This window comes from Catellatospora methionotrophica (assembly GCF_011297335.1).
Classification (GTDB): domain Bacteria; phylum Actinomycetota; class Actinomycetes; order Mycobacteriales; family Micromonosporaceae; genus Catellatospora; species Catellatospora methionotrophica.
Genome location: NZ_JAAOTJ010000034.1, coordinates 33547 through 49752 on the forward strand (window position 1 = coordinate 33547; position 16206 = coordinate 49752).

The 16206-nt window shown below is 72.6% G+C and carries 13 protein-coding genes and 1 pseudogene; 6 read left to right on the plus strand and 8 right to left on the minus strand.

Going from position 1 to position 16206, the window contains the following annotated elements:
- Window positions 1–347 precede the first annotated feature (347 nt).
- Complete coding sequence (locus HAV40_RS36065; protein WP_166388795.1) at window positions 348–731, plus strand: DUF3224 domain-containing protein; 384 nt, start codon at window positions 348–350, stop codon at window positions 729–731.
- Window positions 732–794: 63 nt separating this feature from the next.
- Here HAV40_RS36065 and HAV40_RS36070 read toward each other — a convergent pair whose 3' ends face one another.
- A complete protein-coding gene (locus tag HAV40_RS36070; RefSeq protein ID WP_166388796.1) occupies window positions 795–2618 on the minus strand; it encodes a hypothetical protein in 1824 nt (607 codons plus the stop codon).
- Window positions 2619–2783: 165 nt separating this feature from the next.
- Here HAV40_RS36070 and HAV40_RS36075 point away from each other — a divergent pair, with 165 nt between their 5' ends.
- Window positions 2784–4568 (plus strand): NAD-binding protein, encoded by a 1785-nt coding sequence (locus HAV40_RS36075; protein ID WP_166388797.1) that lies wholly within the window; start codon window positions 2784–2786, stop codon window positions 4566–4568.
- Here HAV40_RS36075 and HAV40_RS36080 read toward each other — a convergent pair.
- A complete protein-coding gene (locus tag HAV40_RS36080; protein WP_166388798.1) occupies window positions 4480–5271 on the minus strand; it encodes a phospholipase A2 in 792 nt (263 codons plus the stop codon). The two genes, HAV40_RS36075 and HAV40_RS36080, sit on opposite strands and share 89 nt — an antisense overlap.
- Before the next feature lie 294 nt (window positions 5272–5565).
- Window positions 5566–6771, minus strand: a pseudogene (locus HAV40_RS36085) (DUF4032 domain-containing protein); the annotation flags it as partial.
- 194 nt (window positions 6772–6965) lie between these two features.
- Between HAV40_RS36085 and HAV40_RS36090 the strand changes: the two are divergent.
- The 3 genes from HAV40_RS36090 (at window position 6966) to HAV40_RS36100 (ending at window position 10385) form a co-directional block, all read left to right on the plus strand.
- Window positions 6966–8216, plus strand: coding sequence for a trypsin-like serine peptidase (locus HAV40_RS36090; protein WP_240935376.1), 1251 nt, complete (start codon window positions 6966–6968; stop codon window positions 8214–8216).
- Between the two features lie 129 nt (window positions 8217–8345).
- Entirely contained in the window at window positions 8346–9020 is a 675-nt protein-coding gene (locus tag HAV40_RS36095) for a phosphatase PAP2 family protein (RefSeq protein WP_239086882.1), read from the plus strand.
- 147 nt (window positions 9021–9167) lie between these two features.
- Entirely contained in the window at window positions 9168–10385 is a 1218-nt protein-coding gene (locus HAV40_RS36100) for an APC family permease (RefSeq protein ID WP_166388808.1), read from the plus strand.
- A 3-nt stretch (window positions 10386–10388) separates the two neighbouring features.
- Here the strand turns inward: HAV40_RS36100 and HAV40_RS36105 are convergent, their stop codons facing one another.
- Genes HAV40_RS36105 through HAV40_RS36125 form a run of 5 tightly spaced genes read right to left on the minus strand, consistent with a single transcriptional unit; the run spans window position 10389 to window position 15199 of the window.
- Window positions 10389–11381: a 1-aminocyclopropane-1-carboxylate deaminase/D-cysteine desulfhydrase gene (locus tag HAV40_RS36105; protein ID WP_166388801.1), complete on the minus strand. Its 993-nt coding sequence runs from the start codon at window positions 11379–11381 to the stop codon at window positions 10389–10391.
- Window positions 11382–11414: 33 nt separating this feature from the next.
- A complete protein-coding gene (locus HAV40_RS36110) occupies window positions 11415–12260 on the minus strand; it encodes a class II fructose-bisphosphate aldolase (protein WP_166388802.1) in 846 nt (281 codons plus the stop codon).
- Entirely contained in the window at window positions 12260–13354 is a 1095-nt protein-coding gene (nagA, locus tag HAV40_RS36115) for an N-acetylglucosamine-6-phosphate deacetylase (RefSeq protein ID WP_166388803.1), read from the minus strand. The genes HAV40_RS36110 and nagA overlap by 1 nt, the downstream gene beginning before the upstream one ends.
- Entirely contained in the window at window positions 13351–14283 is a 933-nt protein-coding gene (locus HAV40_RS36120; protein ID WP_166388804.1) for an ROK family protein, read from the minus strand. Before HAV40_RS36120 ends, nagA begins: the two co-directional genes overlap by 4 nt.
- A 40-nt stretch (window positions 14284–14323) precedes the next feature.
- Complete coding sequence (locus HAV40_RS36125; RefSeq protein WP_166388805.1) at window positions 14324–15199, minus strand: SIS domain-containing protein; 876 nt, start codon at window positions 15197–15199, stop codon at window positions 14324–14326.
- A 187-nt stretch (window positions 15200–15386) separates the two neighbouring features.
- Between HAV40_RS36125 and HAV40_RS36130 the strand changes: the two genes are divergently transcribed.
- Window positions 15387–16172 carry a DeoR/GlpR family DNA-binding transcription regulator gene (locus HAV40_RS36130; RefSeq protein ID WP_166388806.1) on the plus strand — a complete coding sequence of 262 codons (786 nt, stop codon included), beginning with the start codon at window positions 15387–15389 and terminating at the stop codon, window positions 16170–16172.
- The last annotated feature ends 34 nt before the right edge of the window (window positions 16173–16206 follow it).

Sequence of the window (16206 nt, forward strand, 5' to 3'; positions counted from 1 at the left end):
GCCTCCACCGTCAATGTGAAGATCTATTTGCGGCCCACTTCGGTCCGATCGGCTGACAGCAGTTCTGACAGCAACCGCGTCACATCCAGCCAAACGGCGACCGCGCCTTGCCATTGTGGGAACAGGGGCGGCAGCGGACTCCATACTGCGTCAGCGCGCATCGATCAGGCTTGTAATCGGAAGGTTAGGGGTTCAAGTCCCCTGGTCGGCTCCAACGTCACCCTGCGAGGGTCGAACCGAGGACTCGCGTAGCGCGTTCGCTGTCGCGAATCTTCAAGACCTGTCCGGCCGGCCGAAATACGGTTTCGGCCATGACAAGTCCGAACAGCGCCCCGCCGACTGCCGCTATGCGAACACTGGTCGCGGATTTCGAAGTCACCGGCTGGGAACCGGAGGTCTACGACGAGCCTGGCGAAGGCCCGGCCCTAGCCCGGGTCACCGTTCGCAAGACCTTCCGCGGGGTCGTCGACGGGACGAGCGTTGGCGAGGTGCTGACCGCGGCCGGTCCGGACGGTCGCGGATATGTCGCCTCGGAGCGCTTCACCGGCAGCGTCGACGGTCGCGTGGGCACGGTGGTCTTCCAGCACGGAGGGCTCGACGACGGCGCGTCCGCGTACACCTTCGGTCATGTCGTGCCCGGATCGGGCACCGGGCAGCTCGCCGGGCTTGCCGGGGAGATCACCCTGACGCACGACGATTCCGGTGCTCGGGTGACGCTCGTACTGCGCTGATGAGGGGCGGACGCGTGTCGCGTCCGCCCCTCATTCGTGGATCTGTCGGCTGAGCGTGTCGCCTTACAGCGGCAGCAGGCCCGCGGCGCTGCCGACCAGCGGCAGGGAGCGCAGCACCTCCATGGAGGTGGACATGTTGCCCAGGATCGGCAGGTCGTTGACCACCGGGAGCTGGCCGAGCATGCCGCCCATGGGGCCGCTGAGCCCGCCGCCGCCACCGGTCAGGCCGCCGAGCAGCGGCAGCTCGCCCAGGCCGGGCAGCCCCGCCTCGGTGGTCGGCGATCCCGCGTACTCCGCGTCCTCGCCCGCGACCGGGCGCTCGGTGGCCCGGTGGCGTCCGACGTGCTGGGGTGCGGGTGCGGGTGCGGGCAGGATGTTCGGGCCAGCGAGCTGCTGGCCCACCGGCTGCTGGGCGGCGGCGATCGGCGCGGGGTTGAGCAGGTTGGCGCCGCGGCCGGGGCTGGCACCGTTCAGGCTGCCGGTGATCTTGCCGATGGCGTCGCCGACGATCGGCACCGAGCCGACCACGGGCAGGCCGGTGCCGGGCTTGCCGCCCTGCACGATGCCGCCGGTGACCAGGTTGCCGGCGATCGGGAGCCGGGACACGGTGTCGAGGCTGAACGTGCCGTTGGCGAGGTCGCGTACGCCGGGCAGCTGCTTGGCGATGTCGCCGACGACCAGTACGCCGTCCAGCGGGCCGCCCTTGCCGAGCACGTCGCCGAGCAGCGGCAGCTTGTCGACGAAGGGCAGGCCCTCGGTCGTCTCCGCGCCCTCGGTGGCGAGCAGGTCGTCGGCGCTGTTGCGGCCCATCGCGTCGGCGATGAGCGCCGGCACGATCTGCGAGGTCGCGTCGGCGACCTGCCGGGACAGGGCCGGGTCGAGGGTGACGCCGAGGCTGTCGGACGGGTCGAGGGCGTCGACGTCGCCGAGCAGCGGGTCGACGGGTGCGCGCATCAGCATGTCGGAGGGCAGGCCGGCAGGTGCGCCGCCGATCCACTCGCCGAAGGTGTCCTGGGTGCTGCCGGCCGGTGCGGGCTGCGGCGCGGACAGGTCGTTGCGCTCGCCCGCCAGGCCGCCGGTGAGAGCGCCCAGGCTGTCGCCGCCGGTCAGGGCGGTGAGACCGGCCAGTGGGTCCGCCGCGCGTCCGCCGGTCTTCAGGCCGCTGCCGAGACCGCCGGTCAGGTCGGTGACGCCACCGGTGAGGCCGCCGAGCGGACCGTCTCCGCCGGTCAGGCCACCGAGGGGGCTGGCGCCGCCGGTCAGCCCGCTGAGGGGGCTCGCGCCGCTGCCGAGCAGTCCGCCGGTGAGGCCGCCCAGGGTGCCGCCGCCGTCCGCGCCGCCGGTGAGGCCGCCGGTCAGGCCGCCGAGGGGGCTGCTGGAGAGGCCGTCGAGCGGGCTGCCGCCGGGCTGCCCGCCGAGCAGGCCGCCGAGCGGGCCGCTGGAGAGCACGCCGGTGACGTTGTCCAGGCCCGGCAGGCCGCCCTCTTCCTTGGAGGCGCCCTTGAGCAGGCCGGTCGTGCCGTTGAGCAGGCCGGTGTCCGGCAGCGCGCGGGTCAGGGCCGGGGCCTTGCCGGTCAGTGAGATGTCCTGCATCCCGGGCGCGTACGCGGTGAGACCGAGGTCGCCGGTGCCGCGCGTGATCGACAGCGGCCCGTCGGCGCGCAGCCCCGCGTTCAGCCTGGTGTCGGTCATGTCGAGCGACAGGCCGAGGTCGTGCAGACCGCCCGTCGGGGAGAAGAGATCGGCGACCAGCCCTCGCATGGCCTGAAGATCGGCGGTCGGCTGGGCCTCGGTGACCGTTTCAGCGTGCGCGACGCCATTGCCGAGCAGCATGACGCCGCTGGCCACGCCCACGGCGCCGACGGCACGGTAGAACCACTTGTTCATGTCCATCCATTCGATTGCTGACCGATGCACCCCGAACCGCAGGGTGCTGCTTGGTGCATTCGTCTGATGGAGCAACGACCAAAAGGGGCATATCGTCGCGGGAAAGGCATGTTCGGCGATCCCTCAGGGGTGGTACGGGTGGTACGCGGTCGATAGCATCCGGGCGTGCTGACCCCCTCCTCGGTCGTGGCCAACCTCCGCCGTGCGCGCAACAACCACTTCGTCATCAACGGCTCGGACGGGCTGGCCTACCGCCTCGCCGAGCAGCTGACCACGCGCTACGGCGTCGACGTGGTGGTGCTCATGACGCCCGGCCAGCGCCGCGACGCGCGTGATTTCGCCGAGCTGCCCCGGGTGCGGGTCGTGGTCGCCGACCGCATCGACGAGCGCGCCCTGGCCAAGGCCGATCTGAACACCGCCCTCGGGCTGGCCCTGTGCGTGCAGGACGACGTGGGCAACATCCACGTCGCGTTGCAGGCCCGGGACCTGACGCCGGGGCTGCGGCTGGTGGTCCGGATGTACAACTCCCACCTGGGCCGGGGCATCGAGGAGCTGCTCGGCAACGCCCGGGTGCTGTCCGACGCCGAGATCGCGTCGCCCGCCCTGGTCGCCATCGCGCTAGACGAGGTCAGCGCCGCCCCGCTGCCGGTCAGCGGGCGCACCCTGGTGGTGGCCCGCCGCACGGACGTGTCACCGGAGGACGTGGTCTGCGGGCTGGTCGACACGACCACCGGCGGCGGCGTGCCCGACCTGCTGCCCGCCGACATGGGCCGGGCCGATCTGGTGCTGGTCGAGTCGCGGGTGAGTGGCGGGGTCGCGGACAGCGTCGCCGACACGGTGAGCAGCGTGGCCCGCAGCGTCACCCGCGGTGCCCGCCGCTGGCGGCTGCCCGCCGTCGTGGACACCGCGAAAACCCTGATCTCGCGGCAGTTCCGGCTCGCGGTGGCGGTGGTGCTGCTGATCCTCGTCGGTGCGGGCTTCGCGTTCGCGCGTACGCGGCCCGACGTCACGTCGTTCTGGGACGGCGTGTACGTCACGCTCGTCAACGCGCTCGGCGGACCGCAGCTCGACGCGGACATCCCCGGCTGGCAGCAGGTGCTGCAGCTGCTCGTGGCCCTCGCCGGGCTCGCCCTGGTGCCGCTGATCACCGCGATGGTGGTCGAAGGGCTGGTCAACGCGCGGCTCGCGGTCGCGCAGGGCCGCCTGCGGCTGCCCGAGGAGGGCCATGTCGTACTGGTCGGCCTCGGCAACGTCGGCACCCGCGTGCTGCGGCTGCTGCACGACCGGGACATTCCGCTCGTCGCGATCGACGTCAAGGAGGAGGCGCGGGGCGTGCCGCTGGCCCGTGAGCTGGGCGTGCCGCTGATCATCGGCGACGCCAGCCGGGAGAGCACACTGCGCTCCGCCCACGTGCAGACCTGCCGCGCGCTGATGACCCTGGCCAGCAACGACGTCATCAACCTGGAGGCAGCGCTGCACGGCCGGAACCTACAGCCGAGGCTGCGGGTGCTGGTCCGGCTGTTCGACGGCGACCTGGCCGCCCGGGTACGCAAGACGTTCAGCATCCGGTTCACCAGGAGCGTGTCCTACCTGGCCGCCCCGGCGTTCGCGGAAGCGCTCATGGAACGCGAGGTGATCGGCACGATCTCGGTCGAGCGGCGGGTGCTGCTCGTGGCCGAGGTGGTGGTCGGCACCGGTTCGGCACTCGACGGGCAGCGGCTGGCCATGGCCGACATCCCCGGTGGCGTACGCGTCATCGCGCTGGCCGAGTTCGGCGAGCCCCGCCCCCTGTGGCGGCCCGCGCCGACCCGGATGCTCGGCGCGCGCGACCGGATCACCGTCGTCGCCAGCCGGGACGGACTCAGCCGGCTGATGCGCCAGGTCGCCGGAGACGGGGCAGACGACGACGCGGACCCGGTCGGGCAGGCAGCAGGCGCGCCCGCGCCGTGACCAGGCAACCGCCGCCCGCGAGCGTCAGCAGGACCAGGCCCGCGGTCCGGGGCAGGCCCGACGTGTCGATCGGCGGCCCCGAGACCTGACGCCACGAGTTGAAGCCCACCCCGGCGGCGAACAGCGCCACGGTCGCGTCGCAGCTGCCCGGGGTCGAGTCGGCCACGCACTGCACCCGCAGGTCGTGGTCGAGCAGCAGGTCGATCTCGGCGCGGGCGGCCGGGTCCAGGGGCGCGCCCCGCCGCTGCGCGTACCGCAGCAGGTCGTAGCCGAAGTCGTGGGCCTTGCAGGCTACGGCGAAGTCGAACGGGCGGCCCTCACCGGGCACCGAGCACGAGCCGTTCGGGTTGATCACCCGCAGCGAGCCGTCGGCCAGCCGTGCGGTGCCCGGGGTGTAGCCCATCACCTCGGCGAAGTCGTCCGGCACGGCGGCCAGGTCGCCGGTCGGCAGCGTGTGGATCATGTGAGTGGCCGCGGCGTCCGCGCTGACCTGGGCGTTGCCGGGGGTGGCGACGGTCAGTGCGGCGGCGATGCCGACGCCGAGCACCAGCAGCGAACGCAGCCAGCCCGGCAGAGGCCGCCGGGCAGCCGACGTGCCACGTGGCAAAGGCCGGGCAGCCGACGTGCCACGTGCGCGGGCGCCCGGCCCGGCACGCTCGGCGGTGAGCCTGGCGAGGGCGGCCAGGCGCGTCCGTGATCGCATCGTCGCGACCCTTTCGCTGCGCACGGCCCGGCGGGGTAACACACCGCTCGGCAGAACAGCGCGTCCGGACCGGCCGGCCACGCTACCTGCGCTTTTGCGGATCGCCCAGCCGGGTCACCCGCCCGAGTTTTATAGACGCTGGCCTATTACATCGAGAATTTGTAGATCAAACTCGATGTAATAGGCCAGCGTCTATGAAAAGCGGGGTCAGCGAGCGGACGGGTCCGGCTCCAGGTCGTCGTCGTCGATGATGTCGTCGTCGGGGATGAGGTCGGGGTCGGGTTCGTCGTCGGGGTCGTAGCCGAGGACGGCCTGCTCGTCGGGGCGGTGTACGAGGACGTCGTTGAGGAAGGACTGGACGGCGGGGGCGAGGCCGAGGTCGCGGCCCGCGTTCTCGTTCAGCGTCCAGCGGTGCTCGATGATCTGCACGAACAGCTCCGGCGGCTCCAGCTTGCCGCGCAGGTGCGGCGGGACGGCGCGGATCACCGGTTCGAAGACCTCGGTCAGCCAGCGGTGCGCGGCCTGGGCCTCGTCGGGCAGGTCCTCGGACTCGGCCCGGTACGCGTCGAGGTCGTTGAGCAGCGCGCGGGCCTGGTTCTCCTCGGCGTCGAGGCCGGTCAGGCGAAGTAGGCGGCGGGTGTGGTGACCGGCGTCGACGACCTTCGGGCGGAGCAGGATGCTGCGGTGGCCGCCCTCCTCGACGACCGACATCGACACCTCCTCGACGTCGAAGCCCAGCTCGTTGAGGCGGCGGATGCGCTTGTCCATCTGGCGGCGGGTGTCGGTTTCGACGGCCTGCTCGTGGGTCAGCTCGTGCCAGAGCGTCTCGTAGCGGCGCACCACCTCGTCGGAGACGTGCTCGGGGTCGATGCCCTCGTGCAGGAAGCCCGCGGCCTGCAGGTCCAGCGCCTCGCCGAAGATGTTCGTACGCGCGATCTCCAGGTCCTCGCCGCGCTGGCCGGGGGACAGCCGCAGATGCAGCTGGCCGGTCTCGGCGTCGACGAGGTACGCGGCGAACGCGCCCGCGTCGCGGCGGAACAGGGTGTTGGACAGCGAGCAGTCACCCCAGAAGAAGCCGAGCAGGTGCATGCGCACCAGCAGCGCGGCGAGCGCGTCGAGCAGCCGGTTCATGGTGTCGGGGCGCAGCGTGTGCGAGAACAGCGCCCGGTACGGCAGGGAGAACTTGAGGTGCCGGGTGACCAGCACGGGTTCCAGGTGCTCGCCGTCGGCGGCGATCCGGTCGGCGACGATCGCGACGGCTTCCACCGAGGGCGCGCTGATCCGTTCGAGCGCGCGCAGCAGGTCGTACTCCCGCTCGGCGATCTTCTCGCGGGTCTCCTTCACCGCGTACACGGTGCCCTGGAGTTTGACGAAGCGGACCACGTGTCGCGAGATGCCCTGGGGCAGTGCCACCAGGTGGTCGGCGGGCCACTCCTCCAGCGGGGTGGACCAGGGTAGATCGATCAGGGCAGGGTCGACTAGGGCCGAGGTGATCCGCACGCGAACAGCCTACGGATTGGGCCACACCTGCCGCGAATCCTCTTTTCGGCCGAGGCACCGGCTGCCGCGCTGCGTCGTTGCACGTAGGGAGCTTGTCCGGAGTCGTTCAGGAGGCTGGTCGCATGCGCCGTACGGTCGCGCTGGTGATGGGAATCTCTGCCGTGTTGGCGCTCACCTCTGCCGCGGGAGCCGCCATGCTCGGTGAGGGAGCCCCGCCCGCCGCCGGTCCGGATGCCGCCCGGTCGATGGTCACCGCGGTGCAGGGCGCGCAGTCCCCGGCCGCGGGTGAGGTGCTCGCCCCGGTCGAGGCGAAGGGCAAGGACGCGACGGTACGCCAGACCGGGCGGGCCGAGGCGGGGCGGCTCGAAGCCGCGCACGCGGTGCTCGGCTACCTGGACGCGGACCGCAGTGCGACGCTGAGCTACCCCGGGGCCGAGTACGTCAAGGTGCACTTCTCGCAGTTGCTGCTGCTGCCCGGCGACTATCTGACGGTCAGCGACCCGAAGCGCGCCGAGGTGCACCGGATCGACGGCGACGCGGTCGGCTCGGTGCTCGGCAGCGCCGGGCGCTGGGCGATGTCGGTCACCGGGGACACCGCCCTGGTCGAGCTGCACAGCTCGAACCTGGACCTGCTCGGGCTCGGCGGCGCCGTGGCGCGGCTGGGCGTCGTGATCGACAAGGTGAGCCGGGGGCACACCGAACCCGAGCGGACCGCCGCGTCGGAGTCGTACCAGCAGGCCAAGCGGGACGCGGCGCGCACCGGCCGGGAGGAGACCATCTGCGGCTCCGACCAGAAGGCCGACGCGGTCTGCTACCGCACCACGGACCCGGTGGTCTACCGGCGCTCGAAGGCCGTGGCCCGGATGCTGATCGGCGGTGTCGAGCTGTGCACCGCCTGGCGGGTCGGTCCGCGCAACCTGCTGCTGACCAACAACCATTGCGTCGCCGGCAAGGACCAGACCAGCGACGTCGAGGTGTGGTTCAACTACCAGTGCGCCGAGTGCGGCGGGTACGACGTGTTCCGGCCGACGAAGGTATGGCTGAGCGAGCTGATCACCACTGACCGCACGCTCGACTTCAGCCTGTTCTCGGTGACCGACTTCCCGCTGGTCGAGAAGTTCGGCTACCTGGACCTCGACCTGCGCCGCCCGGACAGGGGCGAGGAGCTCTACATCCCGCAGCACCCGGCCGGGGCTCCGGCGATGGTGGCGATCAGCAGCGACCGCGACCGGGCGGGCAACTGCGCGGTGGAGAGCAACTCCTATGACGGGTACGCCGGTGACACGGACATCTCGTACTACTGCGACACCGAGGGCGGCTCGTCGGGCTCGCCGGTGCTGTCACGGCGTACGAACAAGGTCATCGCCCTGCACCACTTCGGTGGGTGCCCGAACTCGGGCGTGCGGATGGAACTGGTCGCGAAGAAGCTCGGCGGCCTGCTCTGACGAATCCGCGTCACGGCCCGCCCGCGCACTCGGGCGGGCCGTTTCGCGTCCGGGGCGGCGACGTGGAGATCGTGTGGTGAGGTGGCGCAGCGTGCCGGGTTCGGCGGGCTGGTCAGGCATAGTGGGCCGGTGCGGATTCCGACGCGGCGGCTGAGCCGGTTCGACAGCTGGTGGTGGGACGCCGCCCTGGTGGCGGTGCTCGCGCTGCTCACGGTGCTCGCGGCGCGCGGCGTGACCCATGGCCTGGACCTGGGCGTACGCGAATGGGTGCAGGACCACCAGCCGGGTTGGGCGCACGCCGTCGCGCGGGCGCTGAACTTCCTCGGGCAGGGCTGGCTGGTGATGTGGCTCATCACCGGGTCGCTGACCGTGACGCTGCTGGTGCGCACCCGGGACCCGCGGGTGCTGCTGCCGGGGGTCACCGGGTTCGTGCTGACGTACCTGACCATCGGGCCGCTGAAGCTGTGGACGCACCGGGACGCGCCGAGCAGCGGCCTGCCGAACGCGGTCGAGCTGTTCAATCCGCTGGCGGTGGCGTACTCGAACTCGTACCCGTCCGGGCACGTGGTGAACGCGATCGTGTGGTGGGGCGTGATCGTCATCCTGGCCTCGCGGCTGTGGCGGCTGCCGCCGGCGCTGGTGCGCTGGATGCGGGTCGCGCCGCCGGTGATCGTGCTGTGCACGACGACGTACCTGTCCCACCACTGGGTCACCGACGGGCTGGCGGCGCTGGCCCTGGGCCTGTTCCTGGACCGGCTCATCCACCGCGTCGACTGGGACGCGATCCTGCCGCCGGTGCGCTGACACCGGGCTCCCCGTTGCAAGATCACTGTTTCGGGTCGAAAGGTGTGGTCCAGCCATAGTTTTCGACCCGAAACAGTGATCTTGCCGAGGGGGCGTTAAGAAGGTGCCCTTCCTTTCGGCGCGGGGGGCGGGCTAGCCTCGGGCGTGATTTCGGTGCTGGCGCGGCGGTTGGGGTTCGGGGACGCCGTGGTCATCGGGCTCGGGGCGATGCTCGGCGCGGGCGTGTTCGTGGTGTGGGGGCCTGCCGCGCAGGCTGCGGGTACGAGCTCGGCGCTGCTGCTGGCGCTGGTGATCGCTGCGGTGGTGGCGGGGTGCAACGCGACGGGGTCGGCGCGGCTGGCGGCGCGGTATCCGGAGTCGGGCGGCACCTACGTGTACGGGCGCGAGCAGCTCGGGGCGTTCACGGGGTTCCTGGCGGGCTGGGCGTTCGTCATCGGCAAGACGGCGAGCTGCGCCGCGATGGCGCTGACCATCGGGTACTACCTGTGGCCCGGATACGCCCGGCCGGTGGCGGTCGCCGCGGTCGTGGTGCTGACGCTGATCAACATTCGCGGGGTCACCAAGACGGCCGTCGCGACCCGGGTACTCGTGGCGATCACGCTGCTCGTGCTGGTCGGGGCCGTGGGGGTGGGCCTGTGGGGCGCGGCGGTGCCGCCGGCCGGGGCGGTCGGCCCGGCAGGGCCGTTCAGTGCGGCGGGTCTGCTGTTCTTCGCGTTCGCCGGGTACGCGCGCATCGCCACGCTCGGCGAGGAGGTCCGTGATCCGGCCCGGACCATTGCGCGAGCGGTGCCGGTGGCACTGGGCCTGGTGCTGGCCGTCTACCTTGTCGTCGCGTTGACCTGCCTGTCCGTGCTCGGCCTGCCGGGGCTGGCCCGGTCGAGCGCGCCGCTGGCCGACGTGGTCGCCGCGTCCGGGATGCCGGGGCTCGTCCCGGCCGTGCGGATCGGTGCGGGCGTCGCGGTGTGCGGGGTGCTGCTCAGCCTGCTGGCGGGCGTCGGCAGGACGATCCTGGCCATGGCCCGGCGCAGCGACCTGCCGCAGCGGCTGTCGGCGGTGCACCCGCGGTACGCGACCCCGTGGCTGGCAGAGCTGGCCGTCGCCGCCGTGATCATCGCGGTCGTGCTGGCCGCGGACGTACGCGGCGCGATCGGCTTCTCCAGCGTCGCGGTGCTGACCTACTACGCGATCACCAATGCGGCCGCGTGGACGCTCGGCGGCGCCAAGCACCTGCGTGCGGTGGCGGCGCTCGGGCTGATCGGCTGCGTCGTGCTCGCGATGACCCTGCCCGAGCCGACGGTGCTGGCCGGGGCCGGCATGCTCGCCGCCGGCGTGCTCGCGTACGCGGTGAGCCGGCGCAAAGGCTGAGCATCAGCGGACGGCGGAGCCGGTGACGACGGCGGCGATGCGGATGCCGGGCGGGAAGTGTCCCTGCTCGGCGAGGTCGTACACGGCGGCGAGGAGTTTGCCGGTGTAGACCGGGTCGAGGGCCACGCCGTGGCGGTGGTGGAAGTCGGCGACGAAGGCGTCCAGCTCGACGGTGCGTTTCGCGTAGCCGCCGTAGTGGTGGTCGAGGTCGATGCGCCAGTTGTCCGTGGGCATGCCGAGGGCCTGGCGCTGGAGTTCGCGTACCTCGTCGAGCAGGAAGCCCGCGCCCTTGAGCACGGCGACGCCGAGCGCGGTCCGGCCCGGGGCGAGGCCTGCGGCCAGCCCGGCGAGGGTGCCGCCGGTGCCGACCGGGCAGCAGATCACGTCGAAGTCCTCGGCGATCTCGCCGGGCAGTTCGGCGCAGCCGCGCACCGCGAGCGCGTTGCTGCCGCCCTCGGGGATGACGTAGCAGTCGCCCCAGGTGCGAGCCAGTTCGGCGAGGACCTGCGGGGTGTGTTTGCGGCGGTAGGTGTCGCGGTCGAGGTAGGTCAAGGTCATGCCCTGGGCTGAGGCGTACGCCAGCGAGGGGTTGAGGGGCAGGTGCTCCTCCCCGCGCACCACCCCGACGGTCCGGAACCCGTACCGGCGTCCCGCTGTCGCGACCGCGCGCAGGTGGTTCGAGTACGCCCCGCCGAAGCTCAGCAGCGTGCCGAAGCCCTGCTCGCGTGCCGCCAGCAGGTTGTACTTCAGCTTGCGCCACTTGTTGCCGGGCAGCGCGGTGTCCACCAGGTCGTCGCGCACCAGGAGCACGCGCACCCCGGCCCGGTCCAGCCGCTCGTCGCGCAGCTCGTGCACGGCGGGGGCCCGACGGCCGTCCGGCTCCGGCGGTGGCCCGGCCGGGTCGGAGGCCGAGCGGGGCGGGTCCGGCGGTGGCCCGGCAGGGCAGGGCGAGCCGGGCGGTCCGGGCGTGGCTGGTGGGCGGGCGGGTCGGGTCACGCCCACCAGTTCACGCCTGTCAGTGGGACCGGTCTACAGCAGGGTGAGGAAATGCCGGACCGTCGCCGCCATCGCGTCGCGGGCCGGGCGCAGATACTTGCGCGGGTCGACGAGCTTCGCGTCGCCGGACAGGACGTCGCGGACCGCGCCGGTGGCGGCGATGTTCAGCGCCGTGCCGATGTTGATTTTGACGAGGCCGCCGGTGACGGCCCGGCGCAGCTCGGCGTCGCCGACACCGGACGAGCCGTGCAGGACCAGGGGGACCGGGACGGCCGTCCGCAGGGCGGCGATCAGGTCGTGGTCGAGGGCGGCATCACGGCTGGTCATCGCGTGCGAGGAGCCGACCGCCACGGCGAGCGCGTCCACCCCGGTCTCGGCGACGTACGCGGCCGCCTCGGCCGGGTCGGTCCGCGCGCCGGGGGCGTGCGCGCCGAGCGGCGGTGCGCCGTCCTTGCCGCCGACGGTGCCGAGTTCGCTCTCCAGCCACAGGCCGTGCTCGTGGCAGAACCGGGCGGCTGCCCTGGTCGCGGCCACGTTCTCGGCGTACGGCAGGGTCGAGGCGTCGAACATGACCGACGAGAAGCCGTGCTCGGGTGCCTGGTGCAGCAGGGCGGCCGACTCGACGTGGTCCAGGTGCAGCGCGACGTCGACCGAGGCCAGCTCGGCGACGGCGCGGGCGGCGGCGGTGATCGGGCCGAGCTGCCCGCCGTGGAACTTCACCGCGTTCTCGCTGATCTGCAGGATGACCGGGCGTCCCGCCGCGGCCGCACCGGCGGTGATCGCCTCGGCGTGCTCCAGGGTGATGACGTTGAACGCGGCGACGCCGGTCCCGGCGGCGGCCGCCTCGGCGACCAGCTTGCCGGTGGACACCAGGGCCATCAGATCCACTCTCCCGACTTCATGACACGGACGACGCGCACTTCGGCGTCGAGTTCGACCAGGTCGGCGCGCAGGCCGGGGCGCAGGGCGCCGAGGTCGTCGGCCAGGCCGATCGCGCGGGCGGGCGTGGTCGCGGCCATCGCCGCCACGTCGGTGATCGACAGGCCCGCACCGAGCGCCTGGCGCACCGCCGCGTCCATGGTCAGGGTGCTGCCGGCGATACTGCCGCCGGCCAGCCGGGCGACCCGGTCGGCGACGGTGACGGTCAGGCCGCCCAGGTCGTACTCGCCGTCGGGCATACCGGCGGCGGTCATCGCGTCGGTGATCAGCGCGGATCGGGCGGTGCCCGCGCTGTGCGCGACGTAGGCCAGGGTGCCGTCGTGCAGGTGTACGCCGTCGGCGACCAGTTCGCAGACGACCGTGGGGGAGTCCAGCAGCGCGACGATCGGGCCGGGCTCGCGGTGGTGCACCGGTCGCATGCCGTTGAACAGGTGTGTGCCGACCGTCGCGCCCGCCTCGACGGCGGCCATGACCTCGGCGTACGACCCGTCGGTGTGCCCGACCGCGGCGACCGTGCCGTGCTCGACCAGTAGCCGGATCGCGTCCATCGCACCGGCCCGCTCCGGCGCGATGGTGACCATGCGCAGCGCGCCGTCGGCCAGCTTGAGGATCTCGGTCAGCTCGTCCAGCGACGGGTCGCGCAGGAACGCGGGGTTCTGCGCGCCGCAGCGTGCGTGCGACAGGTACGGCCCCTCGAAGTGCACCCCCGCCAGCACGCCTTCGGCGACCAGTGGCGCGTACGCCAGCACCGCGTCGCGCATCAGCTCGAACGGCGACGAGACCAGGCTCGCCAGCATCGTGGTCGTGCCGTGGCGCAGGTGGAACGCGGCCGCCTGCCGGGCCTGGGCGGCGTCGCCGGTGGTGAAGGTGAACCCGCCGCCACCGTGATTGTGGATGTCCACGAAGCCGGGCAGCACCCAGCGGTCCGCCGCCGGACCCGGCTCGACCGAGCCGATCCGGTCACCGTCCAGGTGCAGGGCTCCTTCAACGACGCCGTCCGGCGTGACGATCCGCCCGCTGATCCGCTCGCTCATGCGCTCTCCTCGATCAGGTTCAGGGCGAGCAGGGCCGCGCCGAGGCAGCCGGACTCGTCGCCGAGTTCGGCGCGCACGATCTCCGGCACGCGGTGGAAGGTGACCTTCTTACCCAGCGCGTCGCGCAGCGGGGCCAGCAGCCGTTCGCCGGACTCGGCCAGGCCGCCGCCGATGACGACCAGTTCCGGGTCGTACAGTGCCTGGCCGGTGAGCAGGCCGTCGGCCAGCGCGTCGACGGTCTCCGCCCACACCTGGTCGGCGTGCGCGTCGGTGCCGAGCCGCGCGGCGACCTGCGCCGCGGTGGCGGGGCTGCCGGCGAGTTCGGCGTACCTGCGCTCGACCGCGCTCGCCGAGGCCAGCGCCTCCATGCAGCCGCGCTGGCCGCAGCCGCAGAGCGGACCGCCGGGGCGTACCACGATGTGGCCGATCTCCCCGGCCGCGCCGTGCGCGCCCGCCATGACGGTGCCGTCGACGACGTGCGCGGCGGCGATGCCGGTGCCGATCGGCACCACGAGCACCTGCCTGCGGCCCCGGCCCGCGCCGAGCCGGGCCTCGGCCAGGCCGCTGGCCCGTACGTCGTGGCCGACCGCGGTGGGCAGGCCGGTGCGCGCCACGATCTCGCGGCGCAGCGGCACGTCCCGGAAACCGATGTTCGAGGAGTACGTCGCGATGCCGTTGGCCTCGTCGACGATGCCGGGCACGACCACACCCGCGGCGACGGGCCGCCAGCCGCGCTCGGCGGCGGTCGCGGCCAGTCCGGCGGCCACGTCGAGGATGGTGCCGAGCACCGCCTGCGGCCCGCGCTCGCGGCCGGTGGCGTGGCGCTCGGTGTGGCGTACCGAGTGGGCGACGTCGACCAGGGCGCACTTCATGCCGGTGCCGCCCACGTCGATGGAGACGACGACGTCGTCGGGCTGGTGCGGGGTCATGCCCCCTCCTCGCTGCGCGCGCGGATGGCTGCTGGCTGCGTCATGACAGGACGACCGACCGGGTCAGGTGCCGGGGCTCGTCCGGGTTCAGGCCCTTGTGCTCGGCCAGCGCGACGGCGAACCGCTGCGCCACGATCAGGTGCGCGACCGGGTCGATGTCCGGGTCGTGGACGAACGTCGCGCCGGTCGCCTCGACATCCTCGCGCAGGCCCGCCGGAACCTCGCCGAACGCCCACACCGCGCGGCCGGTGGTGCTGATGGAGATCGGGCCGTGCCGGAAGTCCATCGCCGGGTACGCCTCGGTCCAGAAGGTCGCCGCCTCGCGGCACTTGAGCGCGGCCTCCTGCGCCAGGCCGTTGGTCCAGCCCCGTCCGACGAAGGTGACCTGCTCGATGGTCGCCGGGTCGAGCGGCAGCGGCAGGTCGAGTGCGCGCCGCGCGTCGTCGGCGGCCTTGGCCAGGTCCTCGCCGAGGGAGGCGCGCAGCAGGGTGAGCGCGCTGGTGGCGAAGCGGGTCTGCACCACGGACCGCTCGTCGGCCCAGGGCAGCGCGATCACGTCGCGGGCCAGGGTCACCGCCGGGGTGTCCACGTCGCCGACGAGCACCGTGCTGCGGTCACCGGCTTTGCGCAGGATGTCGAGGACCTCGGTGGTGGTGCCCGACCGGGTGATCGCGACTATCCGGTCGTAGGGCCGGTCGACGGGGAACTCGCTGCCGGCGAAGGCGTCGGTCTCGCCCTGCCCGGCGGCTTCGCGCAGCGCGGCGTACGCCATGGCCATGAACCAGGAGGTGCCGCAGCCGACGACGGCGACGCGCTCGCCGCCCCGGGGGAGCGCCCCGGTCGCCTCGGCGGCCTGCGTCACGGCCCGTCGCCAGAGGTCAGGCTGACTGTTGATCTCTTCGGCGACGTACGTCATGACGGGCTCCTCCAAGCAGGCGTGCGCGTAACGGCTCGAAAGTACGGGTTTTCGCGCGCTATTCTGCGCGACGCCTGGGGCGATGGCAACTCAAGAGTCACATACGCGCAGCACATCGCGTTGCATGGGCGGGTTTCGCGCACTAGTGTGCACGCATCCGCTCAGAAATCGCGCAAACGGAGGCTCGGTGGACCGGTACGCCCGCTGGAACGCGCTGCTGGAACTGCTGACCGATTCCGGCCGGGTGACCGTCGAGGAGGCCGCCGAGCGCCTCGACGTCTCGCAGGCCACCATCCGCCGCGACTTCGACCAGCTCGCCCAGCAGCAGATGATCACGCGTACCCGGGGCGGCGCGGTCGCCAGCGGCGTCTCGTACGACCTGCCGCTGCGTTACAAGACCGCCAAGCACTCGGCCGAGAAGCAGCGCATCGGCACCGCCGCGGCCGCGCTGGTGCAGCCCGGCATGGTGGTCGGCCTCAACGGCGGCACCACCACCACCGAGGTGGCCCGCGCTCTGGCCGTACGCCCCGAGTTGAACTCTGTCTCCGAGGGCGCGCAGCTCACCGTCGTCACCAACGCGCTCAACATCGCCAACGAGCTGCTGGTCCGCTCGCGGATGAAGATCGTGGTGACCGGCGGCGTGGTCCGCCCGCAGTCGTTCGAGCTGGTCGGCCCGCTCGGCGGCGGCATCCTGCGCGAGGTCACCCTCGACCTGGTGCTGCTCGGCGTCAACGCGATCGACGTGACCCTCGGCGCGGCCGCCCACCACGAGGGCGAGGCGGCGATGAACTCGCTCATGGTCGCCCGCGCCAAGCGCGTGGCCATCATCGCCGACTCCTCCAAACTGGGCAGCCACGCGTTCGCCCGCATCTGCCCCGTCGAGCGCATAGAAACCCTGGTCACCGACTCCAACGCCGACCCCGCCGCCGTCGCCTCCTTCCGCGAAGCCGGCCTAAACGTCATCGTCGCCTAACACCCCGCCCGCCCCGCCCCGCCCCTCCCACCCC